Origin of the sequence: Phytohabitans maris (assembly GCF_031085175.1) — a bacterium.
Lineage (GTDB): Bacteria > Actinomycetota > Actinomycetes > Mycobacteriales > Micromonosporaceae > Phytohabitans > Phytohabitans maris.
The window spans coordinates 146,294-166,128 of record NZ_JAVHUY010000002.1; the positions used below are offsets into that span (position 1 = coordinate 146,294).

32 protein-coding genes are annotated in these 19,835 nt (G+C 68.5%); all 32 read right to left on the reverse strand.

Translation table 11 applies throughout. The features are described 5' to 3' along the window. Positions 1-12 precede the first annotated feature (12 nt). The 32 genes from rpmJ to RB614_RS02555 all read right to left on the reverse strand — a co-directional run bounded on the left by rpmJ (position 13) and on the right by RB614_RS02555 (position 19,644). Entirely contained in the window at positions 13-126 is a 114-nt protein-coding gene (gene rpmJ / locus RB614_RS02400) for a 50S ribosomal protein L36 (protein ID WP_043965539.1), read from the reverse strand. 43 nt (positions 127-169) lie between these two features. After that, complete coding sequence (gene infA, locus RB614_RS02405; RefSeq protein ID WP_007073013.1) at positions 170-391, reverse strand: translation initiation factor IF-1; 222 nt, start codon at positions 389-391, stop codon at positions 170-172. 197 nt (positions 392-588) lie between these two features. Beyond that, complete coding sequence (locus RB614_RS02410) at positions 589-1,086, reverse strand: DUF1707 SHOCT-like domain-containing protein (protein ID WP_308710655.1); 498 nt, start codon at positions 1,084-1,086, stop codon at positions 589-591. 43 nt (positions 1,087-1,129) lie between these two features. Then, on the reverse strand, positions 1,130-1,972 hold the full coding sequence (gene map, locus RB614_RS02415; protein WP_308710656.1) for a type I methionyl aminopeptidase: 843 nt from the start codon (positions 1,970-1,972) through the stop codon (positions 1,130-1,132). A gap of 45 nt (positions 1,973-2,017) precedes the next feature. Then, positions 2,018-2,671, reverse strand: coding sequence for an adenylate kinase (locus tag RB614_RS02420; RefSeq protein ID WP_308710657.1), 654 nt, complete (start codon positions 2,669-2,671; stop codon positions 2,018-2,020). Beyond that, positions 2,672-4,000, reverse strand: a complete 1,329-nt coding sequence (gene secY / locus RB614_RS02425) for a preprotein translocase subunit SecY (protein WP_308710658.1) — start codon at positions 3,998-4,000, stop codon at positions 2,672-2,674. Positions 4,001-4,247: 247 nt separating this feature from the next. Next, a complete protein-coding gene (rplO, locus tag RB614_RS02430; RefSeq protein WP_173158456.1) occupies positions 4,248-4,691 on the reverse strand; it encodes a 50S ribosomal protein L15 in 444 nt (147 codons plus the stop codon). Then, positions 4,691-4,873 (reverse strand): 50S ribosomal protein L30, encoded by a 183-nt coding sequence (gene rpmD / locus RB614_RS02435; RefSeq protein ID WP_308710659.1) that lies wholly within the window; start codon positions 4,871-4,873, stop codon positions 4,691-4,693. The genes rplO and rpmD overlap by 1 nt, the downstream gene beginning before the upstream one ends. Next, positions 4,873-5,493 carry a 30S ribosomal protein S5 gene (gene rpsE, locus RB614_RS02440; RefSeq protein ID WP_308710660.1) on the reverse strand — a complete coding sequence of 207 codons (621 nt, stop codon included), beginning with the start codon at positions 5,491-5,493 and terminating at the stop codon, positions 4,873-4,875. Before rpsE ends, rpmD begins: the two co-directional genes overlap by 1 nt. A gap of 13 nt (positions 5,494-5,506) precedes the next feature. Further along, positions 5,507-5,896 carry a 50S ribosomal protein L18 gene (gene rplR / locus RB614_RS02445; RefSeq protein WP_308710661.1) on the reverse strand — a complete coding sequence of 130 codons (390 nt, stop codon included), beginning with the start codon at positions 5,894-5,896 and terminating at the stop codon, positions 5,507-5,509. A gap of 55 nt (positions 5,897-5,951) precedes the next feature. Further along, positions 5,952-6,494: a 50S ribosomal protein L6 gene (rplF, locus tag RB614_RS02450; RefSeq protein WP_308710662.1), complete on the reverse strand. Its 543-nt coding sequence runs from the start codon at positions 6,492-6,494 to the stop codon at positions 5,952-5,954. A 16-nt stretch (positions 6,495-6,510) separates the two neighbouring features. After that, positions 6,511-6,918, reverse strand: a complete 408-nt coding sequence (gene rpsH, locus RB614_RS02455; RefSeq protein WP_308710663.1) for a 30S ribosomal protein S8 — start codon at positions 6,916-6,918, stop codon at positions 6,511-6,513. A gap of 71 nt (positions 6,919-6,989) precedes the next feature. Next, positions 6,990-7,175 carry a type Z 30S ribosomal protein S14 gene (locus RB614_RS02460; RefSeq protein ID WP_173041252.1) on the reverse strand — a complete coding sequence of 62 codons (186 nt, stop codon included), beginning with the start codon at positions 7,173-7,175 and terminating at the stop codon, positions 6,990-6,992. 4 nt (positions 7,176-7,179) lie between these two features. After that, complete coding sequence (gene rplE / locus RB614_RS02465) at positions 7,180-7,749, reverse strand: 50S ribosomal protein L5 (protein WP_308710664.1); 570 nt, start codon at positions 7,747-7,749, stop codon at positions 7,180-7,182. Continuing rightward, positions 7,749-8,063: a 50S ribosomal protein L24 gene (gene rplX, locus RB614_RS02470; protein ID WP_308710665.1), complete on the reverse strand. Its 315-nt coding sequence runs from the start codon at positions 8,061-8,063 to the stop codon at positions 7,749-7,751. Before rplX ends, rplE begins: the two co-directional genes overlap by 1 nt. 2 nt (positions 8,064-8,065) lie before the next feature. Beyond that, a complete protein-coding gene (rplN, locus tag RB614_RS02475; protein WP_089244879.1) occupies positions 8,066-8,434 on the reverse strand; it encodes a 50S ribosomal protein L14 in 369 nt (122 codons plus the stop codon). 74 nt (positions 8,435-8,508) lie between these two features. Next, positions 8,509-8,799 (reverse strand): 30S ribosomal protein S17, encoded by a 291-nt coding sequence (rpsQ, locus tag RB614_RS02480; protein WP_308710666.1) that lies wholly within the window; start codon positions 8,797-8,799, stop codon positions 8,509-8,511. Continuing rightward, entirely contained in the window at positions 8,796-9,032 is a 237-nt protein-coding gene (gene rpmC / locus RB614_RS02485) for a 50S ribosomal protein L29 (protein ID WP_173158447.1), read from the reverse strand. Before rpmC ends, rpsQ begins: the two co-directional genes overlap by 4 nt. Further along, a complete protein-coding gene (rplP, locus tag RB614_RS02490) occupies positions 9,032-9,457 on the reverse strand; it encodes a 50S ribosomal protein L16 (RefSeq protein WP_308710667.1) in 426 nt (141 codons plus the stop codon). Before rplP ends, rpmC begins: the two co-directional genes overlap by 1 nt. A 3-nt stretch (positions 9,458-9,460) precedes the next feature. Further along, positions 9,461-10,324, reverse strand: coding sequence for a 30S ribosomal protein S3 (rpsC, locus tag RB614_RS02495; protein WP_308710668.1), 864 nt, complete (start codon positions 10,322-10,324; stop codon positions 9,461-9,463). Further along, positions 10,324-10,794: a 50S ribosomal protein L22 gene (gene rplV / locus RB614_RS02500; RefSeq protein WP_308710669.1), complete on the reverse strand. Its 471-nt coding sequence runs from the start codon at positions 10,792-10,794 to the stop codon at positions 10,324-10,326. Before rplV ends, rpsC begins: the two co-directional genes overlap by 1 nt. 40 nt (positions 10,795-10,834) lie before the next feature. After that, positions 10,835-11,116: a 30S ribosomal protein S19 gene (gene rpsS, locus RB614_RS02505; protein ID WP_308710670.1), complete on the reverse strand. Its 282-nt coding sequence runs from the start codon at positions 11,114-11,116 to the stop codon at positions 10,835-10,837. Between the two features lie 96 nt (positions 11,117-11,212). Continuing rightward, positions 11,213-12,052 (reverse strand): 50S ribosomal protein L2, encoded by an 840-nt coding sequence (rplB, locus tag RB614_RS02510; protein WP_173056657.1) that lies wholly within the window; start codon positions 12,050-12,052, stop codon positions 11,213-11,215. 15 nt (positions 12,053-12,067) lie between these two features. Further along, positions 12,068-12,370, reverse strand: coding sequence for a 50S ribosomal protein L23 (gene rplW / locus RB614_RS02515; protein WP_173056658.1), 303 nt, complete (start codon positions 12,368-12,370; stop codon positions 12,068-12,070). Further along, positions 12,367-13,023 carry a 50S ribosomal protein L4 gene (gene rplD, locus RB614_RS02520; protein WP_308710671.1) on the reverse strand — a complete coding sequence of 219 codons (657 nt, stop codon included), beginning with the start codon at positions 13,021-13,023 and terminating at the stop codon, positions 12,367-12,369. Before rplD ends, rplW begins: the two co-directional genes overlap by 4 nt. After that, the gene (gene rplC, locus RB614_RS02525) at positions 13,020-13,682 is read right to left on the reverse strand and encodes a 50S ribosomal protein L3 (protein ID WP_308710672.1); all 663 of its coding nucleotides are present in this window, start codon (positions 13,680-13,682) and stop codon (positions 13,020-13,022) included. The genes rplD and rplC overlap by 4 nt, the downstream gene beginning before the upstream one ends. Positions 13,683-13,695: 13 nt before the next feature. After that, positions 13,696-14,004, reverse strand: a complete 309-nt coding sequence (rpsJ, locus tag RB614_RS02530) for a 30S ribosomal protein S10 (RefSeq protein ID WP_018347762.1) — start codon at positions 14,002-14,004, stop codon at positions 13,696-13,698. Between the two features lie 284 nt (positions 14,005-14,288). Next, positions 14,289-15,482, reverse strand: a complete 1,194-nt coding sequence (gene tuf, locus RB614_RS02535) for an elongation factor Tu (protein WP_308710673.1) — start codon at positions 15,480-15,482, stop codon at positions 14,289-14,291. 165 nt (positions 15,483-15,647) lie between these two features. Then, on the reverse strand, positions 15,648-17,753 hold the full coding sequence (gene fusA, locus RB614_RS02540; RefSeq protein WP_428982917.1) for an elongation factor G: 2,106 nt from the start codon (positions 17,751-17,753) through the stop codon (positions 15,648-15,650). A 107-nt stretch (positions 17,754-17,860) separates the two neighbouring features. After that, the gene (gene rpsG / locus RB614_RS02545; RefSeq protein ID WP_173158438.1) at positions 17,861-18,331 is read right to left on the reverse strand and encodes a 30S ribosomal protein S7; all 471 of its coding nucleotides are present in this window, start codon (positions 18,329-18,331) and stop codon (positions 17,861-17,863) included. A 1-nt stretch (position 18,332) separates the two neighbouring features. Further along, entirely contained in the window at positions 18,333-18,707 is a 375-nt protein-coding gene (gene rpsL / locus RB614_RS02550; protein ID WP_014440718.1) for a 30S ribosomal protein S12, read from the reverse strand. A gap of 463 nt (positions 18,708-19,170) precedes the next feature. Continuing rightward, positions 19,171-19,644, reverse strand: a complete 474-nt coding sequence (locus RB614_RS02555; RefSeq protein ID WP_308710675.1) for a hypothetical protein — start codon at positions 19,642-19,644, stop codon at positions 19,171-19,173. Positions 19,645-19,835: the final 191 nt, after the last annotated feature.

The following is a 19,835-nucleotide window of genomic DNA, read 5'->3' on the forward strand; positions in this document are numbered from 1 at the left end:
GTTGGGGGTGCGTCAGCCCTGGCGCTGCTTGTGGCGCGGGTCACTGCAAATGACCATGACCCGGCCGTGCCGGCGGATTACCCGGCACTTGTTGCAGATCCTCTTGACGCTCGGCTTGACCTTCACGGTTGGCATTCACTTTCAGCAGCGGAGGCTTCGGTCGGCGAAGTCACTTGTAGCGGTAGACGATGCGCCCGCGAGTGAGGTCGTACGGCGAGAGCTCCACGACGACCCGGTCCTCGGGCAGGATGCGGATGTAGTGCTGCCGCATCTTGCCACTGATGTGGGCCAACACCTTGTGGCCGTTGGCGAGCTCCACCCGAAACATCGCATTCGGGAGTGGCTCGATGACCCGGCCCTCGATCTCGATGGCCCCGTCCTTCTTGGGCATGTCCTCCGCTGTCCTGACGTCGGGTTCTTCGGACAGGCTCGCACCGTCTTACACGAGTGAAAGGGAAATCCACCCGCGCCAGCCGCGGCCCCGGGTGCCCACAGAAGCGCGGGGTGGGCATGCCGGAGTGGACGCTGCGCGCCAGCTAGTCAGTGTACGCCGCTTCACGTATCGACAGCAAACCGAGCCGCCCCCGCTCAGCGGTCGCGGCGGCGCCTGCGGTCTCGCCGGCGGGCCTGCTTGTCGGCCCAGCGCTGCGGCTCGCCACTGCTGAGCCCGCCGATGGTGGCCACGACCAGGATGACACCCCACGGACCCGCCACCCACATCGGCCAGAAGTACGCCAGGTCGGCGTTGGAGATGCTCACCAGGAGCCAGATCACCACGTTGATGCCGACGGCGGCGGCCCACGCGCCCCAGATCGTGGCGAGCCACCGGGGCACCGTGCCACGCTCCGGGGCAGCGGCGGCCGGCGGCGGGACCGGGGCAAGCTGGGAACGGCTCGCCGGCGCGACGCCCGGCAGGTCGGTCAGGAGGCGGTCGAGATCGGCGTACGTCTTCGCCCGGTAGGCCTCGGCGGCCCGCTCGTCGAACTCGTGGAGCTCCAGCCGCCCCTCGTTGAGCGCGGTGCGCAGCCGCTCGACCACGGCCTCCCGGTCGCTGTCGGCGGCGCGCATCCGGTCCCGCTGATCCATGCCTACGAGGATCCCACTCCCCGCCGCGCCCGGCTACGCCGCTTTACGCCGGAGCCGGCTCGCGGGCGGTCACGAGCTCGCCGAGCCGCTCGCGGCCGCCGTCCGGGGCGGTGAGCACCCAGACGCCGTCGTCGAGCAGCGCCATCGAGTGCTCGACGTGCGCGGCGACCGAGCCGTCCCGGGTCACCACGGTCCAGCCGTCGTCCAGCTCCTCCGTCTTGGGTGAGCCGATCGTGATCATCGGCTCGATGGCGAGCGCGAGCCCGGGTACCAGCCGCGGGCCCCGCCCCGGCCGGCCGTGGTTGAGCACGTGCGGGTCCTGGTGCATCTCGGTGCCGATGCCGTGGCCGCCGTAGCCGTCGACGATCCCGTACCGCCCGCCGGAGCGCCGGATGGTCGCCTCGATCGCGAACGAGATGTCGCTGAGCCGCCCCCGCCCCGAGGCGGCGCCCCGCGCGGCGGCGGCGATGCCGGCCCACATCGCGTCTTCGGCGACCGCGGCCATCCGGAGCAGCTCCGGCCGTACCGCACCGACCGGCACCGTGATCGCCGCGTCGCCGTGCCAGCCGTCGAGCACCGCGCCGCAGTCGATCGAGATCAGGTCGCCCTCGCGCAGCACCTGCCGCGGCGAGGGGATGGCGTGCACGATCTGCTCGTTGACCGAGGAGCAGATCGACGCCGGGTAGCCGTGGTAGCCCTTGAACGAGGGCACCGCGCCGGCATCCCGGATCACGGACTCGGCCAGCCGGTCGAGGTCGGCGGTGGAGACGCCGGGGGCGACCGCCTCGCGCATGCGGGCCAGGGCGGCGGCCACGACGAGGCCGGCGGCCCGCATCTTTTCGATCTGCGCGGGAGTCTTGATCTGGATCAGCTGGTGGCGCGGCATCCTTCGAGGCTAGCTGTCCATCCGGCGCCGCTCCGCCGGGGCCGCTCAGCCGCCGTACGACCGGAGGGCGTCGATGGCCCGGACGGTCACGTCTTCGACCGGGCCGGTGGCGTCGATGCCGACCAGCTTGTTTTGCGCGCCGTAGTAGTCGACCAGCGGAGCGGTCTTCTCCGCGTACTCCTCCAGGCGCTTGGCGATCGTCTCGGCCTTGTCGTCGTCGCGCTGGAAGAGCTGCCCACCGCACCGGTCGCAGACGCCCTCGCGGGAGGTCGGGTCGAACTCGACGTGCCAGATCTTGCCGCAACCCCGGCAGGTGCGCCGGCCGGAGAGCCGCCGGATCACCTCGTCGTCGTCGACCACGAGTTCCATGACGAGGTCGAGCGCCGTGCCGAGGTCGGCCAGCAGCTTGTCGAGCGCGTTGGCCTGGGGCACCGTGCGCGGGAAGCCGTCGAGCAGGAAGCCGTCGGCGGCGTCCGGCTCGGCCAGCCGCTCGCGGACCATGTTGATGGTCACCTCGTCGGGCACGAGCTGGCCAGCGTCCATGTACCGCCGTGCCTCCACACCCAGCGGCGTGCCCTGGGAGACGTTGGCACGGAAGATGTCCCCGGTCGAGATTTTGGGCACGGCCAGGTGGGCGGCGATGAACTCGGCCTGGGTCCCCTTACCCGCCCCTGGAGGACCGACCAGTACGAGGCGCATCTACCGCAGGAACCCTTCGTAGTTCCGCTGCATGAGTTGGCTCTCGATCTGCTTCACGGTCTCCAGACCCACACCGACCATGATGAGGACGGCGGTGCCACCGAACGGGAAGTTCTGGTACTGGCTGCTGTCCAGCCAGATGAAGAAGAAGTTCGGCAGGATCGAGATCAGGCCGAGGTACATGGCGCCGGGAAGGGTGATCCGGCTGAGGATGAAGTCCAGGTACTCGGCCGTGGGCTTGCCCGGACGGATACCCGGGACGAAGCCGCCGTACTTCTTCATGTTGTCCGCGACCTCGGTCGGGTTGAACGTGATCGACACGTAGAAGTACGTGAAGAAGATGATCAGGAAGAAGTAGACGACGATGTAGACCCAGTCGGCCGGGTTGGCCAGGTGGTTTTGCACCCACGCCTCGAACGAGTTGAGGTCGTTCGGGTCGCCGAACTGGAGGGCCAGCTGCGGCAGGTAGAGCAGCGACGACGCGAAGATGACCGGGATGACACCCGCCTGGTTGACCTTGAGCGGGATGTACGTCGAGGTGCCGCCGTACATGCGGCGACCGATCATGCGTTTCGCGTACTGCACTGGGATGCGGCGCTGTGCCTGCTCGATGAAGACCACCGCGGTGATGACCACGAGGACCAGCGCGAGCACGAGGAAGAACTTGCCCCAGCCCTGGCTCTCCTTGATCGTCCAACCCTCGGAGGGGAGCCGGGCGGCGATCGAGGTGAAGATCAGGACGGACATGCCGTTGCCGACGCCGCGGTCGGTGATCAGCTCGCCGAGCCACATCACCACACCGGTGCCGGCGGTCATCGTGACGACGAGCGCGACCAGCGTGATCCACATGGGCATCCCCGTGCCCTCGGGGATCAGCGGCCACTGGTCGCACTGGTTGTTGAAGAGCTGCCCGGACCGGGCCAGCGCCACGAACGCCGAGGCCTGCAGCACCGCCAGGCCCAGGGTCAGGTAGCGGGTGTACTGCGTGATCTTCGCCTGGCCGGCCTGACCCTCCTTGCGCAGCTGCTCCAGGCGCGGGATCACCACGGTGAGCAGCTGGAGGATGATCGACGCCGTGATGTACGGCATGATGCCGAGCGCGAAGACGGAGAGCGAGAGCAGCGCGCCACCGGAGAAGAGGTTGAGCAGCGTGAAGACGCCGGGCGTGCCCTCCTCCATCGCCTCGATACACCGCTGGGCGTTGCCGTACGACACACCAGGGCTGGGCAGTGTCGCGCCCAACCGGTAAATCGCCACGATACCTATCGTGAACAGCAGCTTCTTGCGCAGATCAGGCGTGCGGAACGCACTGAGAAACGCGGAGAGCAACGTCTTCCTCCTGCGCGAGGCGGCCGCCGGGTCGTGGCGGACGGGTTGGGCGTCGGGCGGTCACCCGACATCCATACTGGCAACGGACTCTAACAGTACGGTGTGAGTTCGGGCAGATGCGCCCGGGGACATACACGCTTCACTATATTGCCGGCGCGAACCCCGATGTACAACTGGGACGAAACGCCAGATACTAGACGTGGCGCCCGTCAGTCGCGAAGGCAACTGGCGGGCGCCACAGTTCGTTCTAGAGCTCGGTGACCGTGCCACCGGCAGCGGTGATCTTCTCCTTGGCCGACGCGCTGAACGCGTGCGCCGACACCTGGAGCTTCACGCCACCAAGTTCGCCCGTGCCGAGCACCTTCACCAGCTGGCCCTTGCGGACCGCGCCGGCGTTGGCCAGCTCGATGGGACCGACCTCCCCACCGTTCGGGAAGAGTTCGGCCAGCCGTTCCAGGTTGACCACCTGGAAGACGACCTTGAACCGGTTCTTGAAGCCCTTGAGCTTCGGCAGGCGCATGTGGATGGGCATCTGACCACCCTCGAACGCCGGCGAGATGTTCTTGCGGGCCTTGGAACCCTTCGTACCACGACCGGCGGTCTTGCCCTTGGAGCCCTCGCCGCGACCCACTCGGGTCTTTTCGGTCTTGGCGCCGGGAGCCGGCCGGAGGTGATGGACCTTGATCGTCATTACTCGACCTCCTCGACCTTCACCAGGTGGTTGACGGTGAAGATCATGCCCCGGATCTCCGGGCGGTCTTCCTTGACCACCACGTCGTTGATCCGCTTCAGCCCGAGCGAGCGCAGCGAGTCACGCTGGTTGCTCTTCGCGCCGATCTCGGACCGGACCTGGGTGACCTTCAGGCGTGCCACTACGCGGTCACCCCCGCCCGGGCCGCCAGCATGGCGGCGGGAGCGACGTCCTCGACCGGCAGGCCGCGGCGCGACGCGACGGCCTCGGGAGCCTCCAGGCTCTTCAGGGCCGCGACGGTGGCGTGCACGATGTTGATCGGGTTGGAGGACCCGAGGCTCTTGGAGAGCACGTCGTGGATGCCCGCGCACTCCAGCACCGCGCGCACCGGGCCGCCGGCGATGACGCCGGTACCGGCGGAGGCCGGCTTGAGCAGCACGACGCCCGCGGCGTCCTCACCCTGTACCGGGTGCGGGATGGTGGCGGCGATCCGTGGCACCTTGAAGAAGTGCTTCTTGGCCTCCTCGACGCCCTTGGCGATCGCCGCGGGCACCTCCTTGGCCTTGCCGTAGCCGACGCCGACGGTGCCGTCGCCGTCGCCCACCACGACCAGCGCGGTGAAGCTGAATCGACGGCCGCCCTTGACGACCTTGGCGACACGGTTGATCGTGACTACCCGCTCGAGGTGGGGGGTCTTCTCGACCGGCGCGTTGCCTTCGCCGCGGCCGCGACCGCGACCTTCGCGACGGCCGCCACCCTCGCTGCCGCCGGACCCGCCGCCTCGGCGCTGCTGACCTGGCATTGGTCTTTCCTTCCTAGAACTCGAGTCCGGCTTCGCGGGCGGCCGTCGCCAGAGCCGCGAGGCGCCCGGCGTACTTGTTGCCACCGCGGTCGAAGACGACCTTGGAGATACCCGCGGCCTTGGCGCGGTCGGCGAGCAGGGCGCCCACCTTGCCGGCGAGGGCGCTCTTGTCGCCCTCGCCACCCCGGATCGACGCGTCGAGGGTCGACGCCGACACGAGGGTGTGGCCCTTCGTGTCGTCGACGATCTGGGCGGTGATGTGCCGCAGCGAGCGGGTGACCACCAGGCGCGGGCGCTCGGTGGAGCCGAAGACGTTCTTCCGGACCCGGAAGTGCCGGCGCGCCCGCCCGACGGCGCGCTTCGCGGCCACGCCGCGGCGGCGCTTGAGCAGAGTGGCGCTCACCGTGTTCCTCCTTCGTTCGTGACTGCGGGGATCCGCTTCGCTACGCTCCTCGCACTCACTTCTTACCGGCCTTTCCAGCCTTACGGCGGATGACCTCGCCCTGGTACTTGATGCCCTTGCCCTTGTACGGCTCCGGCGGGCGGATCTTCCGGATGTTGGCGGCGATCTCGCCGACCTGCTGCTTGTCGATCCCGGCGACGTGGAAGAGCGTCGGGCGCTCCACCGTGAAGGTGATGCCCGCCGGGGCCGGCACCAGCACCGGGTGCGAGAACCCGAGAGCGAACTCCAGGTCCTTGCCCTTGGCGGTGACGCGGTAACCGGTGCCGTTGATCTCCAGGCTCTTCCGGTATCCCTCGGTGACGCCGACGATCATGTTGGCGACCAGGGTGCGGGAGAGGCCGTGCAGCTCCTTGGCGCGGCGCTCGTCGTTGGGCCGGTTGACGTGCAGGTTGCCGTCGTCTCCCCGCTCGGCCGTGATCGGCTCGGCGAGGGTGTGCGACAGCTCGCCCTTCGGGCCCTTGACCCGCACGGTACGGCCGTCGATGGTGACGTCGACACCCGTGGGAACGGGGATCGACTTACGTCCGATTCGCGACATGTCTACTTATCTCCCGTCACCAGACGTAGGCGAGGACTTCCCCGCCCACCCCTCGCTTGCGGGCCTGCCGGTCGGTGAGCAGCCCCTGAGACGTCGAGATGATCGCCACGCCCAGACCGCCGAGCACGCGCGGCAGCTCCGGCGACTTGGCGTACACCCGGAGGCCGGGCTTCGACACGCGCCGGATGCCGGCGAGGCTGCGCTCACGGCTGGTGCCGTACTTCAGCTCGACGATCAGTCGCTTGCCGACGGCGCCCTCCTCGGGCTCCTCGACCGTCCAGGAAGAGATGTAACCCTCGGACTTGAGGACCTCGGCGATGTTCGCCTTGATCTTCGAGTAGGGCATCGTCACCCGGTCGTGGTACGCCTGGTTGGCGTTGCGCAGACGCGTCAGCATGTCTGCGATCGGGTCGGTCATCGTCATCGGTTCAGATCAGCCTTTCTCGCCGGGGTTCCCGGGGCCATCGCCCGCGGGCCTACGGCGAAGAGAGTTGGTTACCAAGAAGCCTTGGACACGCCGGGCAGCTCACCGCGGTGGGCCATCTCCCGGATGCAGACGCGGCAGAGACCGAACTTGCGGTACACCGCCTTCGGCCGCCCGCACCGCTGGCAGCGGGTGTACGCGCGCACCGAGAACTTTGGCTTCTTGGCGGCCTTGAGGATCAGGGCCTTCTTCGCCATGTTGTCAGTTCTCCTTGAACGGGAAGCCCAGGAGCTTCAACAGCGCCCGGCCCTCGTCATCGGTCGTCGCGGTGGTGACCACCGTGATGTCCATGCCCCGGACCCGGTCGATCCGGTCCTGGTCGATCTCGTGGAACACCGACTGCTCGGTGAGCCCGAACGTGTAGTTGCCGTTGCCGTCGAGCTTGCGCGCGTCGAGGCCGCGGAAGTCACGGATACGCGGCAGCGCGATCGACAGCAGCCGGTCCAGGAACTCCCACATCCGGTCGCCGCGAAGCGTGACCTTGGCGCCGATCGGCATGCCCTCGCGGAGCTTGAACTGCGCGATCGACTTGGTCGCCCGGCGCACCTGCGGCTTCTGCCCGGTGATCGTGGCGAGGTCGCGGACCGCGCCGTCGATCAGCTTGGCGTCGCGGGCGGCGTCGCCGACACCCATGTTGACCACGATCTTCACGAGGCCCGGCACCTGCATCGGGTTGGCGTAGTTGAACTGTTCCTTCAGCTTCGCCACGATCTCGCTGCGGTACCGCTCCTTGAGGCGCGGCCTGATCTTGGTTTCGGTCGGAGCAGTCATCACAGGTCCTTACCGGTCCGGCGCGAGACGCGGACCTTCTGGCCGTTGTCGTCGAAGCGGTAGCCGACACGGGTCGGCTTGCCGTCCCCGTCGACGACCATCACGTTCGAGACGTGGATCGCCGCCTCCTGGGTGACGATGCCGCCGGTCTTGGCACCACGCTGGGTCGTACGGATGCGGGTGTGCTTCTTGACGCGGTTGACGCCCTCGACGATGACCTTGTTCTCCCGCGGCAGGGCCTGAATGACCTTGCCCCGGGCGCCCTTGTCCTTACCGGCGATGACCTCGACCGTGTCGCCCTTCTTAACCTTCACGGTTAGAGCACCTCCGGTGCGAGCGAAATGATCTTCATGAACCGCTTGTCCCGCAGCTCGCGGCCCACCGGGCCGAAGATGCGGGTGCCACGCGGGTCACCGCCGTCCTTGATGATCACAGCGGCGTTCTCGTCGAAGCGGATGTACGACCCGTCGGGCCGCCGCTTCTCCTTCGCGGTACGGACGACGACCGCCTTGACGACGTCGCCCTTCTTGACACCCGCGCCCGGGATCGCGTCCTTGACCGTGGCCACGATGACGTCGCCGATGCCGGCGTAGCGCCGACCCGAGCCGCCGAGCACGCGGATGCACAGGATCTCCCGGGCACCCGTGTTGTCGGCGACGCGCAGTCGCGACTCCTGCTGAATCACGTCTATCTCCTATGTCTGCCAGTTCTCCGGCGGCGAGCCCGCCGGAGCTTGGCGGAACGGTCGGCTACTACTTGCTACTTGGCCTTTTCGAGGATCTCCACGACCCGCCAGCGCTTGGTGGCGGACAGCGGGCGGGTCTCCATCAGCAGCACCCGGTCGCCGACGCCGCACGAGTTCTGCTCGTCGTGCGCCTTCAGCTTGCTGGTGCGCCGCAGCACCTTGCCGTACAGGGGGTGCTTGACCCGGTCCTCGACCTCGACGACGACGGTCTTGTCCATCTTGTCGCTGACGACCAGGCCCTCGCGGACCTTGCGCCGGGCCCGAGGCGCGGCTGTGGTCTCCGCCGCAGCGGAATTTTCACTCATGACGCAATCACCTCAGTCGGCGCGGCCGAGAGCCCCAGCTCGCGCTCGCGCATGATCGTGTAAATCCGGGCGATCTCCTTGCGGATGACCTGCAGGCGCTTGTTGTTGTCCAGCTGCCCGGTGGCGCTCTGCACGCGGAGGTTGAACAGCTCCGCCTTGGCCTCCCGCAGCTTCGCGATCAGCTCCTCGTCGGACTGCTCGCGCAGCTCGGCAGCCTTGGTGCCCGCTGCCATCAGACCTCACCCACTTCGCGCGTCACAATGCGGCACTTCATCGGGAGCTTGTGGATCGCGCGGCGCATGGCCTCGCGCGCGATCGCCTCGTTCGGGAACGACATCTCGAACAGGACCCGACCCGGCTTGATGTTGGCGATCCACCACTCCGGCGAACCCTTACCGGAACCCATCCGGGTTTCGGCCGGCTTCTTCGTCAGAGCCTGGTCCGGGAAGACCGTGATCCACACCTTGCCACCACGCTTGATGTGGCGGGTCATGGCGATACGGGCCGCCTCGATCTGCCGGTTGGTCACGTAGGCGGGCTCCAGTGCCTGGATACCGAACTCGCCGAAGACGACCCGGTTACCGCCCTTGCTCGCCCCGGAACGGGACGGGTGGTGCGGCTTGCGGAAGCCCTTCGGGGGCTTACGCGGCATCAGCATGTGTCAGCCCTCCTGCTGCTCACTGGCGGCGGCGGTGGCGGCCGGCGCGGCCTCCACGGGTGCGGACTGCGCCGCCGAAGCGGACTGCTCGGCAGCCGCCGCGGCCGCGGCACGGCCCGCCTCGGTGCCGCCGGCGGTCGTACCGGACGAGCCGGAACGGCCACGGCGCGGGCGCTCGGGACGGTCGCCCCGCTCACGGCGCGGGCGCCCCTGCGGTGCCTCGGCCGGAGCCTCGCGACCCGGTACGGCGTCGCCCTTGTAGATCCACACCTTCACGCCGATCCGGCCGAAGGTGGTGCGCGCCTCGAAGAAGCCGTACTCGATGTTGGCCCGCAGCGTGTGCAGCGGCACCCGGCCCTCGCGGTAGAACTCCGTACGGCTCATCTCGGCGCCGCCCAGGCGGCCCGAGACCTGCACCCGGATGCCCCGCACGATCGGGTTCTTCATCGCGGACTGCATCGCCTTGCGCATGGCCCGCCGGAAGCTGACCCGGCTGGACAGCTGCTCGGCCACGCCCTGCGCGACGAGCTGCGCGTCCGACTCGGGGCTCTTCACCTCGAGGATGTTGAGCTGCACCTGCTTGCCGGTGAGCTTTTCCAGCTCGCCGCGGATGCGGTCGGCCTCCGCGCCCTTGCGGCCGATGACGATGCCCGGCCGGGCGGTGTGGATGTCGACCCGTACCCGGTCACGGGTGCGCTCGATGTCCACCTTGGAGATACCGGCGCGCTCCAGGCCCTTGGACATCATCCGCCGGATCTTCACGTCCTCGGCGATGTAGTCCTTGTAGAGCTTGTCCGCGTACCAGCGGGACTTCCAGTCGGTGGAGATGCCGAGCCGGAACCCGTGCGGGTGAACCTTCTGACCCATTACTCGGTCCCTTCCTCGGCGGTCGTCTCCGCCTTCGTCTCAGCCGGCGCGGCCGCCTTCTTCGCGGGCGCTGCCTTCTTGGCCGCGGCCTTGCGCGGAGCCGCCGGCGCGACCGCCTCCACCGCGACGGTGATGTGGCAGGTGCGCTTGCGGATCCGGTACGCCCGGCCCTGCGCCCGCGGCTGGAACCGCTTGAGCGTCGGCCCCTCGTCGACGTACGCCTCGCTGACGAGCAGCGCGTCGGGGTCCAGCCGCTCGTTGTTCTCGGCGTTCGCGATCGCGCTGGCCAGCACCTTGTAGACCTGCTCGCTGGCCGCCTGCGGCGCGAACTTCAGCACCGTGAGCGCCTCCTGCGCGGGCAGACCGCGGACGAGGTTGACCACACGGCGCGCCTTCGTCGGCGAGATGCGCACGTGACGCGCAACCGCCCGCGCGCCCGGAAGCGCCGGAGCGTCGCCCTTAACTGGCATCGCTGTAACCCCTTGATCCTTTATCCGTAGTCCTGCCGCTTTACCGGCGCCGGCTCTTGCGGTCGTCCTTCTCGTGACCCTTGAACGTGCGGGTCAGCGCGAACTCGCCGAGCTTGTGCCCGACCATCGCCTCGGTGATGAACACCGGGACGTGCTTGCGACCGTCGTGCACCGCGATCGTGTGCCCGAGCATCTCGGGGATGATCGTCGAACGCCGCGACCAGGTCTTGATGACGTTCTTGGAGCCCTTGTCGTTTTGTGCCTCCACCTTCTTCACCAGGTGGTCGTCGACGAAGGGGCCCTTCTTGAGACTGCGTGGCATTGCTTACCTCTCGCTCACGACTGCGGGGCTCGCGCCCTCGCTCAGCGTCGGAGCGGCACGGTCCGCGCCGCTCACTCCTCGCGCTCGCATGGGGAACTAACCCCGCTTCCGGTTGGCGTAACGACGGCGAACGATCAGCCGGTCGCTCGGCAGACCCTTGCGGCGGGTGCGACCCTCCGGCTTGCCCTGGGGGTTGACCGGGTGGCGACCACCGGAGGTCTTACCCTCACCACCACCGTGCGGGTGGTCGACCGGGTTCATCGCGACACCGCGGACGGTCGGGCGCTTGCCCTTCCACCGCATCCGGCCGGCCTTACCCCAGTTGATGTTGGACTGGTCGGCGTTGCCGATCTCGCCGACGGTGGCGCGGCAGCGCACGTCGACGCGGCGGATCTCACCCGAGGGCATCCGGAGCGTCGCGTACGCGCCCTCGCGGCCGAGCAGCTGGATGCCGACGCCGGCCGAGCGGGCCAGCTTGGCGCCGCCGCCCGGGCGCAGCTCCACGCAGTGGATCTGGGTACCCACCGGGATGTTGCGTAGCGGCAGGTTGTTGCCCGGCTTGATGTCGGCACCCGGGCCGGACTCGACCCGGTCGCCCTGCTTGAGGTCCTTCGGCGCGACGATGTAGCGCTTCTCGCCGTCGGCGTAGTGCAGCAGCGCGATGCGCGCGGTGCGGTTGGGGTCGTACTCGATGTGCGCGACCTTCGCCGGTACGCCGTCCTTGTCGACCCGCTTGAAGTCGATCAGCCGGTACTGGCGCTTGTGCCCGCCGCCCTGGTGACGAGTGGTGATCTTTCCACTCGCGTTGCGGCCGCCCTTCTTGGGCAGCGGCACCAGAAGCGACTTCTCCGGCGTCGACCGGGTGATCTCGGCGAAGTCGGCGACGCTGGAGCCACGGCGGCCCGGCGACGTCGGCTTGTACTTACGAATCGGCATGATTTAAACAACCCCTCAGCTGACCGGGCCGCCGAAGGCCTCGATGCGGTCACCGTCAGCCAGCTTCACCAGCGCCCGCTTGGTGGCCTTGCGCTGCCCCCAGCCGGTGCGGGTGCGCTTGCGCTTGCCCTCGCGGTTGGCGGTGTTGACCGTCAGCACGCGGACGTTGAAGATCTGCTGGATAGCGATCTTGATCTGGGTCTTGTTGGCGTCCGGCCGGACCAGGAACGTGTACCAGTTCTGGTCCAGAACGCTGTAGCTCTTCTCGGACACGACCGGCGCGATGATGATGTCGCGCGGATCCGGGATGGTGGTCACTTGTCGGCCTCCGTCTCGTCCGCCGGCGTCCCGCCCAGGAACTCGGCGAGCGCGTCCTTGGTGAACACGACGTCGTCGGCGACCAGCACGTCGTACGTGTTGAGCTGGCCGGCCTCGATGAGATGCACGCCCTGGCCGCCGAGGTTGCGCAGCGACAGCCAGTTGAGCTCGTCGTCGGCGGTGAGCACGACCAGTACGCGCTTGCGCTCGGTCGCGGCGCGCAACGTCTTGAGCGCGGCCTTCGTCGACGGCGTCTCGCCGGTGACGAACGCCTCGACGACGTGCAGGCGACCCTCGCGGGCCCGGTCGGAGAGGGCGCCACGCAGCGCGGCGACCTTCATCTTCTTCGGGGTCCGCTGGCTGTAGTCGCGCGGCACCGGGCCGTGCACCACGCCACCGCCGGTGAACTGCGGCGCGCGGATCGAGCCCTGGCGGGCGCGGCCGGTGCCCTTCTGCTTGTAGGGCTTCTTGCCGCCGCCGGCGACCTCGCCGCGGGTCTTGGCCTTGTGCGTGCCTTGGCGGGCGGCCGCGAGCTGGGCCACCACGACCTGGTGCATCAGCGGGATGTTCGCCTGTACGTCGAACACCTCGGCGGGCAGCTCGACCGTGCCGGCCGTCGTGCCCTCGGGGGTCAGTACGCCAACCGTGGTCACTTCGCGGCACCGCCCTTCGACTTCGCCTTGGCCGCGGTGCGGACCAGCACGAGCGCGCCGGCCGGGCCGGGGATCGCGCCCTTCACCAGCAGCAGGTTGTTTTCCGGGTCGATCGCCTGCACCGTGAGGTTTTGCACGGTGTAGCGCACGCCGCCCATGCGACCGGCCATCCGGACGCCCTTGAAGACGCGACCGGGGGTCGCGCAGGCGCCGATCGAGCCGGGCGAGCGGTGCTTGCGCTCGACACCGTGGCTGGCGCGCAGGCCGTGGAAGCCGTGCCGCTTCATGACGCCGGCGAAGCCCTTGCCCTTGGTCTTGCCGGTGACGTCGATGGCGGTGCCCGCCTCGAACGCCTCGACGGTGACCTCCTGGCCGAGCTCGTACTCACTCGCGTCGGTCGTGCGCAGCTCGACGATGTGGCGCCGCGGCGCGGTGCCGGCCTTCTCGAAGTGACCGGTGCGCGGCTTGTTGACCTTGCGCGGGTCGACGGCGCCGAACGCCAGCTGCACCGCGGCGTACCCGTCCTTGTCGGCGGTCCGCACCTGGGTCACGACGCACGGGCCGGCCTGCACCACGGTCACCGGGACAACCCTGTTGTTGTCCCAGACCTGGGTCATGCCGAGCTTGGCGCCCAGGATGCCCTTCACTTGCCTGTCCATGAGTTCGCAGTCCCTACAGCTTGATCTCGATGTCGACGCCAGCCGGCAGGTCGAGGCGCATGAGCGAGTCGACCGTCTTGGGGGTCGGGTCGATGATGTCGATCAGACGCTTGTGCGTGCGCATCTCGAAGTGCTCGCGCGAGTCCTTGTACTTGTGCGGCGACCGGATCACGCAGTAGCGGTTGATCTCGGTCGGCAGCGGCACCGGGCCCGCGACCTGAGCACCGGTACGGGTCACCGTCTCCACGATCTTCCGAGCCGAGGAGTCGACGACCTCGTGGTCATAGGCCTTGAGCCGGATGCGGATCTTCTGTCCCGCCATGGTGGCTTCGTTTCCTTCTCTCGCGATGCCGCTGTGTTGCGGATGGCTGTCCATCCCTTGGCCGACCCCCGCGGTCGGGCGTGTCGCGCCTACGGGCCAGGCTCCGCCCCAAACCCTGGGGCCGATCCTGGTTGGTTGCGGGGGTCAAGGCACCGGGCGTGTCAACACACCCCCGGCCACCGCGCGGAAGTGGCTGGCCGCCTGGGCAGCCAGCCACCCCACAAAGCGCAACCTGACTAGTATGCCGTACTACCGCACGGCAGGTCTAATCGGGGTTACTCAGTTCACTTGATGATCTTGGTGACCTGGCCCGCACCGACGGTGCGGCCACCCTCGCGGATGGCGAAGCGCAGGCCCTGCTCCATGGCGATCGGCTGGATCAGCTTGACCGACATGGCGGTGTTGTCGCCGGGCATGACCATCTCGGTGCCCTCGGGCAGCGTGACGACGCCGGTGACGTCCGTGGTGCGGAAGTAGAACTGCGGCCGGTAGTTCTGGAAGAACGGGGTGTGCCGGCCACCCTCCTCCTTGGAGAGGATGTAGACCTGACCCTCGAACTCCGTGTGCGGAGTCGTGGTGCCGGGCTTCACGACCACCATGCCGCGCTCGACGTCCTCGCGCTTGATGCCGCGCAGCAGCAGGCCGACGTTCTCGCCCGCGCGGGCCTCGTCGAGCAGCTTGCGGAACATCTCGATACCGGTGCAGACCGTCTTCTGCGACTTCTCGCGGATACCGACGATCTCCACCTCCTCGTTCGGCTTGAGCACGCCGCGCTCGGCGCGACCGGTCACCACGGTGCCGCGGCCGGTGATCGTGAAGACGTCCTCGATCGGCATGAGGAACGGCTTCTCGATCTCACGCTCGGGCTGCGGGATCGCGGTGTCGACCGCGTTCATCAGCTCCATGAGCTTGTCGGTCCACTCCGGGTCGCCCTCGAGCGCGCGGAGCGCCGAGACGCGCACGACCGGCAGGTCGTCGCCCGGGTACTCCTGGGCCGAGAGCAGCTCGCGGACCTCGAGCTCGACGAGCTCGAGCAGCTCCTCGTCGTCGACCATGTCGCTCTTGTTGAGCGCCACGACGATGTACGGCACGCCGACCTGGCGGGCCAGGAGCACGTGCTCGCGGGTCTGCGGCATCGGACCGTCGGTCGCGGCGACCACCAGGATCGCGCCGTCCATCTGGGCGGCACCGGTGATCATGTTCTTGATGTAGTCGGCGTGACCAGGACAGTCGACGTGGGCGTAGTGCCGCGCCTCGGTCTGGTACTCGACGTGCGCGATCGAGATGGTGATACCGCGGGCCTTCTCCTCCGGCGCCTTGTCGATCTCGTCGAACGGCGTGTACGGGTTCAGGTCGGGCATCTTGTCGTGCAGGACCTTGGTGATGGCCGCGGTCAGCGTCGTCTTACCGTGGTCGATGTGACCAATGGTGCCGATGTTGACGTGCGGCTTAGTCCGCTCGAACTTCGCCTTCGCCACTGGTGTCCTCCTGTGGACTTCTTGGTTCGTACGCTTGGTCTTGCAACTGTGCGGCCATCAGGCCCGGTCTGGTGCGGTCCGACTACTCGCCCGTCGCCTCGGCTGAGCCAGCCTCGGCTCGGCCACGAACTCGTGCTCCTCGGTCGCTAGCGCTCCCTGCGGCGTTCACTCGCCCGTGGCTTTCGCGATGATTTCCTTGGCGACGTTGGCGGGCACCTCGGCGTAGGAGTCGAACTGCATGCTGTAGCTCGCCCGGCCCTGGGTCTTCGACCGCAGGTCGCCGACATAGCCGAACATCTCCGACAGGGGAACCAGGGCGCGGACGACGCGGGCACCCCCGCGCTCCTCCATCGCCTGGATGATGCCCCGGCGGGAGTTGAGGTCGCCGATGACGTCACCCATGTTCTCCTCGGGAGTGGTGACCTCAACGGCCATCATCGGCTCGAGCAGCGCCGGGTCGGCCTTACGGGCGGCCTCCTTGAGCACCATCGAGCCAGCGATCTTGAACGCCATCTCGGACGAGTCGACCTCGTGGTACTTCCCGTCCAACAGCGTCAGCTTGAGACCCACCAGCGGGTAGCCCGCCAGCACGCCGTACTGCATGGCGTCCTGCGCACCGGCGTCCACCGAAGGGATGAACTCCTTCGGGATACGGCCACCGGTCACCGAGTTCTGGAACTCGTACGTCGGGGAGTCGTTGTCCAGCGGCAGCGGCTCGAGGCTGACGATGACGCTGGCGTACTGGCCGGAACCACCGGTCTGCTTCTTGTGCGTGTACTCGACCTTCTCCACCTTGCGGCGGATGGTCTCGCGGTACGCCACCTGCGGCTTGCCGATGTTGGCCTCGACGTTGAACTCCCGGCGCATGCGGTCGACCAGGATGTCGAGGTGCAGCTCGCCCATGCCGGAGATGACCGTCTGACCGGTCTCCTCGTCGTTGGCGACGCGGAAGGTCGGGTCCTCCTCGGCCAGGCGCTGGATCGCGGTGCCCAGCTTCTCCTGGTCAGCCTTGGTCTTCGGCTCGATGGCGACCTGGATGACCGGCTCCGGGAACGTCATCGACTCCAGGATCACCGGGTTGGCCGGGTCGCACAGCGTGTCGCCGGTGGTGGTCTGCTTGAGACCCTGCACCGCGATGATGTCGCCGGCCTGCGCGCTGGCACGCTCTTCGCGCTTGTTGGCGTGCATCTGGTAGATCTTGCCGATCCGCTCCTTGCGGTCCTTGGTGGAGTTGATCACCTGGGAACCGGACTCGAGCTTGCCGGAGTAGACCCGCACGTAGGTCAGCTTGCCGAGGTGCTTGTCCGTCTGGATCTTGAAGGCCAGCGCGGAGAAGGGCTCGGTCACCGAGGGCTTGCGCTGCAGCGGCGTCTCGCCGTCGGTCGCCGTGCCCTCGATCGCCGGGATGTCCAGCGGCGACGGCAGGTAGTCGACGACGGCGTCGAGCATGGGCTGGATGCCCTTGTTCTTGAACGCCGAGCCGCAGAGCACCGGGTTGGCCTTCGAGGCGATGGTGGCCTTGCGGATGCCGGCCTTGATCTCCTCGACGGAGAGCTCCTCGCCCTCGAGGTACTTCTCCATCACCGTGTCGTCGACGTCCGCGAGCGTCTCGATGAGCTTCTCGCGCCACTCGGCGGCCTGGTCGGCGAGGTCGGCCGGGATCTCCTCGATCGCGTAGTCCTCGCCCTTCTGCGTCTCGCCGCGCCAGGTGAGCGCGCGCATCCCGATCAGGTCGACGACGCCGATGTGGTCGCCTTCGAGGCCGATCGGGATCTGCAGGACGAGCGGGGTGGCGTTGAGCCGGTCGATCATCATCTGCACGCAGCGGAAGAAGTCCGCGCCCGTGCGGTCGAGCTTGTTGACGAAGCACATCCGCGGTACTCGGTACTTGTCCGCCTGACGCCAGACGTTTTCGGTCTGCGGCTCGACACCGGCCACACCGTCGTACACGGCGACGGCACCGTCCAGGACGCGCAGCGACCGCTCGACCTCGACCGTGAAGTCGACGTGGCCGGGCGTGTCGATGATCTGGATGGTGTGGTCCTTCCACTCGCACTTGGTGGCGGCGGAGGTGATGGTGATACCGCGCTCCTGCTCCTGCTCCATCCAGTCCATGACGGCGGCGCCCTCGTGGACCTCGCCGATCTTGTACGTGATGCCGGTGTAGAACAGGATCCGTTCGGTCGTGGTTGTCTTACCGGCATCGATGTGCGCCATGATGCCGATGTTGCGGAGCTTGGCGAGCGCGTTGTCGGCGGCAGCCACGGTAATCCCTACTTCGTCGTCTCGTCGGGTGCTGGTCGTGCGACCAATTTTCGGCCTCCGCAGGCTCTCGGCCCTGTTGCGGCCTCGCGCGATGCTACGGCCGAAAAGGGTCGTTACCAGCGGTAGTGGGCGAAGGCCTTGTTGGACTCCGCCATCTTGTGGGTGTCCTCGCGCCGCTTCACCGAGGCGCCGAGGCCGTTGCTCGCGTCGAGCAGCTCGTTTTGCAGCCGCTCGATCATGGTCTTCTCCCGCCGGGCCTTCGAGTACTGCACCAGCCAGCGCAGGCCCAGGGTGGTCGCCCGGGACGGGCGCACCTCGACCGGCACCTGGTAGGTCGCGCCACCGACACGGCGGCTGCGGACCTCGAGGGTCGGCTTGACGTTGTCCATCGCGCGCTTGAGAGTCACGACCGGGTCGGTGCCGGTCTTCTCCCGGCAGCCCTCCAGGGCGCCGTACACGACACGCTCGGCGAGCTGGCGCTTGCCGCGCATCAGGATCTTGTTGACCAGCTGCGTGACCAGCGGGGAGTTGTACACCGGGTCGGCGATCAGCGGCCGGCGCGGCGCGGGGCCCTTACGCGGCATGTCAGCTCTTCTCCTTCTTCGCGCCGTAGCGGCTGCGCGCCTGCTTGCGGTTGCGGACGCCCTGGGTGTCCAGCGAACCGCGGACGATCTTGTAGCGCACGCCGGGGAGGTCCTTCACCCGGCCGCCACGCACGAGCACGATCGAGTGCTCCTGCAGGTTGTGGCCGACACCGGGGATGTAGGCGGTGACCTCGATCTGGCTGCTCAGCTTCACACGAGCGACCTTGCGCAGCGCCGAGTTCGGCTTCTTGGGGGTGGTGGTGTACACGCGGGTGCACACTCCGCGCCGCTGGGGGCTCCCCTTCAGCGCCGGGGTCTTGGTCTTGCTCGTCTTGGCCTGCCGGCCCTTGCGGACCAACTGCTGGATCGTGGGCACCGGGTTTCTCCGCTCCCTCTTCCTGTCGTGCGTGCCTTTGTCTGTGTGCCGTACCTCTTCGCCGGCCGGCCGCGGCCGACCTGGCGTTGTCGCCGGGTGGCCCTAGTCCTCCCGGCACCCGCGGTCGGGCGTGTCGTCCGGCACACGGTTGCGGCGCGCGCTGGCACGTGCACCGCGTTTGTCTCGTTGCCCGTGTCGCGGCCCACCATGATGGCGCACGCACGGATTGCCCGGGCACGCCCGGGCACGAGGGGAAAGAGTACCCACCGTGAGCGCACAGGTCAAAACGGGGGACCCGTCTTTGCCTTCTCACCCGCGGCGAACCACTCCAGTGCTCCAGTGTACCCGCTCTCCCGCGGGACTACTCCTGCCTACCGCGGTGGCCGCTGACGTTCACCGGCGGCCACCGGCCACCGGTCACCCGGCGCCGGCGAAAGCCGGCAGAAGGTTGGTGGCCGCCGCGCTAGACGCTCACCTGGATCAGCAGGGAAAGCCCGAGGCCGAGCAGCGTGAGCCCCAGCCCGACCGCGCCGCAGACCAGGCCGGAGATGGCCACACCACGACCGGTGAACCGGATCCCGGCGACCGCCCGCCGGATCTGCCGCATGCCGAGCACCCCCAGCACGACGCCGGCGCCCCCGGCGAGCACAGCGATCATGGCGAACGCGCCAGCGACCCACGCGCCCCAGCCAGCCGAGGCGCCGACGAGGCCGAAGCACCACACCACCAACGACACGGCGATCGAACCAATTCCCGCCACCAGCGAACCGATGGCCAGTCCGGACGTCGCCGGCGGCACATCGAGGTGAATGACCGCGAAGTTGGTGCCCGGGATCGCCTCCACCCGCTGCGGCGCCAGCCACGCCTCGCGCGGCGGTGGCTGTACCCCTGGGGTCCGCCCCCAGGACGCCGCCGCGGCCCCGGCCGGCTGCGGCATCGGGGCGGGGCGCGCACCGGGCGGCCAGCCCGCCGGCCATCTCCCCGGCGGCGGGACAGCGCCCGGCGCGGCTCCCGCCGGCCAGTGGGCGGCGCCCGGCGACCATGGCGCGGCTCCGGGCCGCGATGAGGCCGCTCCCGGCGGGGCGACACCATGTGGCAGGACAACTCCGGGCGGTGGCAGGGCCCCCG

What these genes read in the sequence shown, in the direction of transcription:
- infA (WP_007073013.1), bottom strand. Translation starts at nt 391, where the DNA reads ATGCCCAAGAAGGACGGGGCCATCGAGATCGAGGGCCGGGTCATCGAG.
- RB614_RS02410 (WP_308710655.1), bottom strand. Translation starts at nt 1,086, where the DNA reads ATGGATCAGCGGGACCGGATGCGCGCCGCCGACAGCGACCGGGAGGCC.
- map (WP_308710656.1), bottom strand. Translation starts at nt 1,972, where the DNA reads ATGCCGCGCCACCAGCTGATCCAGATCAAGACTCCCGCGCAGATCGAA.
- RB614_RS02420 (WP_308710657.1), bottom strand. Translation starts at nt 2,671, where the DNA reads ATGCGCCTCGTACTGGTCGGTCCTCCAGGGGCGGGTAAGGGGACCCAG.
- rplO (WP_173158456.1), bottom strand. Translation starts at nt 4,691, where the DNA reads ATGACGATCAAGGTCCATCACCTCCGGCCGGCTCCCGGCGCCAAGACC.
- rpsE (WP_308710660.1), bottom strand. Translation starts at nt 5,493, where the DNA reads ATGCCAGGTCAGCAGCGCCGAGGCGGCGGGTCCGGCGGCAGCGAGGGT.
- rplF (WP_308710662.1), bottom strand. Translation starts at nt 6,494, where the DNA reads ATGTCGCGAATCGGACGTAAGTCGATCCCCGTTCCCACGGGTGTCGAC.
- rpsH (WP_308710663.1), bottom strand. Translation starts at nt 6,918, where the DNA reads ATGACGATGACCGACCCGATCGCAGACATGCTGACGCGTCTGCGCAAC.
- RB614_RS02460 (WP_173041252.1), bottom strand. Translation starts at nt 7,175, where the DNA reads ATGGCGAAGAAGGCCCTGATCCTCAAGGCCGCCAAGAAGCCAAAGTTC.
- rplE (WP_308710664.1), bottom strand. Translation starts at nt 7,749, where the DNA reads ATGACTGCTCCGACCGAAACCAAGATCAGGCCGCGCCTCAAGGAGCGG.
- rpsQ (WP_308710666.1), bottom strand. Translation starts at nt 8,799, where the DNA reads ATGAGTGAAAATTCCGCTGCGGCGGAGACCACAGCCGCGCCTCGGGCC.
- rpmC (WP_173158447.1), bottom strand. Translation starts at nt 9,032, where the DNA reads ATGGCAGCGGGCACCAAGGCTGCCGAGCTGCGCGAGCAGTCCGACGAG.
- rplP (WP_308710667.1), bottom strand. Translation starts at nt 9,457, where the DNA reads ATGCTGATGCCGCGTAAGCCCCCGAAGGGCTTCCGCAAGCCGCACCAC.
- rpsC (WP_308710668.1), bottom strand. Translation starts at nt 10,324, where the DNA reads ATGGGTCAGAAGGTTCACCCGCACGGGTTCCGGCTCGGCATCTCCACC.
- rplV (WP_308710669.1), bottom strand. Translation starts at nt 10,794, where the DNA reads ATGCCAGTTAAGGGCGACGCTCCGGCGCTTCCGGGCGCGCGGGCGGTT.
- rpsS (WP_308710670.1), bottom strand. Translation starts at nt 11,116, where the DNA reads ATGCCACGCAGTCTCAAGAAGGGCCCCTTCGTCGACGACCACCTGGTG.
- rplB (WP_173056657.1), bottom strand. Translation starts at nt 12,052, where the DNA reads ATGCCGATTCGTAAGTACAAGCCGACGTCGCCGGGCCGCCGTGGCTCC.
- rplC (WP_308710672.1), bottom strand. Translation starts at nt 13,682, where the DNA reads ATGGACAGGCAAGTGAAGGGCATCCTGGGCGCCAAGCTCGGCATGACC.
- rpsJ (WP_018347762.1), bottom strand. Translation starts at nt 14,004, where the DNA reads ATGGCGGGACAGAAGATCCGCATCCGGCTCAAGGCCTATGACCACGAG.
- rpsG (WP_173158438.1), bottom strand. Translation starts at nt 18,331, where the DNA reads ATGCCGCGTAAGGGCCCCGCGCCGCGCCGGCCGCTGATCGCCGACCCG.
- RB614_RS02555 (WP_308710675.1), bottom strand. Translation starts at nt 19,644, where the DNA reads ATGCCGCAGCCGGCCGGGGCCGCGGCGGCGTCCTGGGGGCGGACCCCA.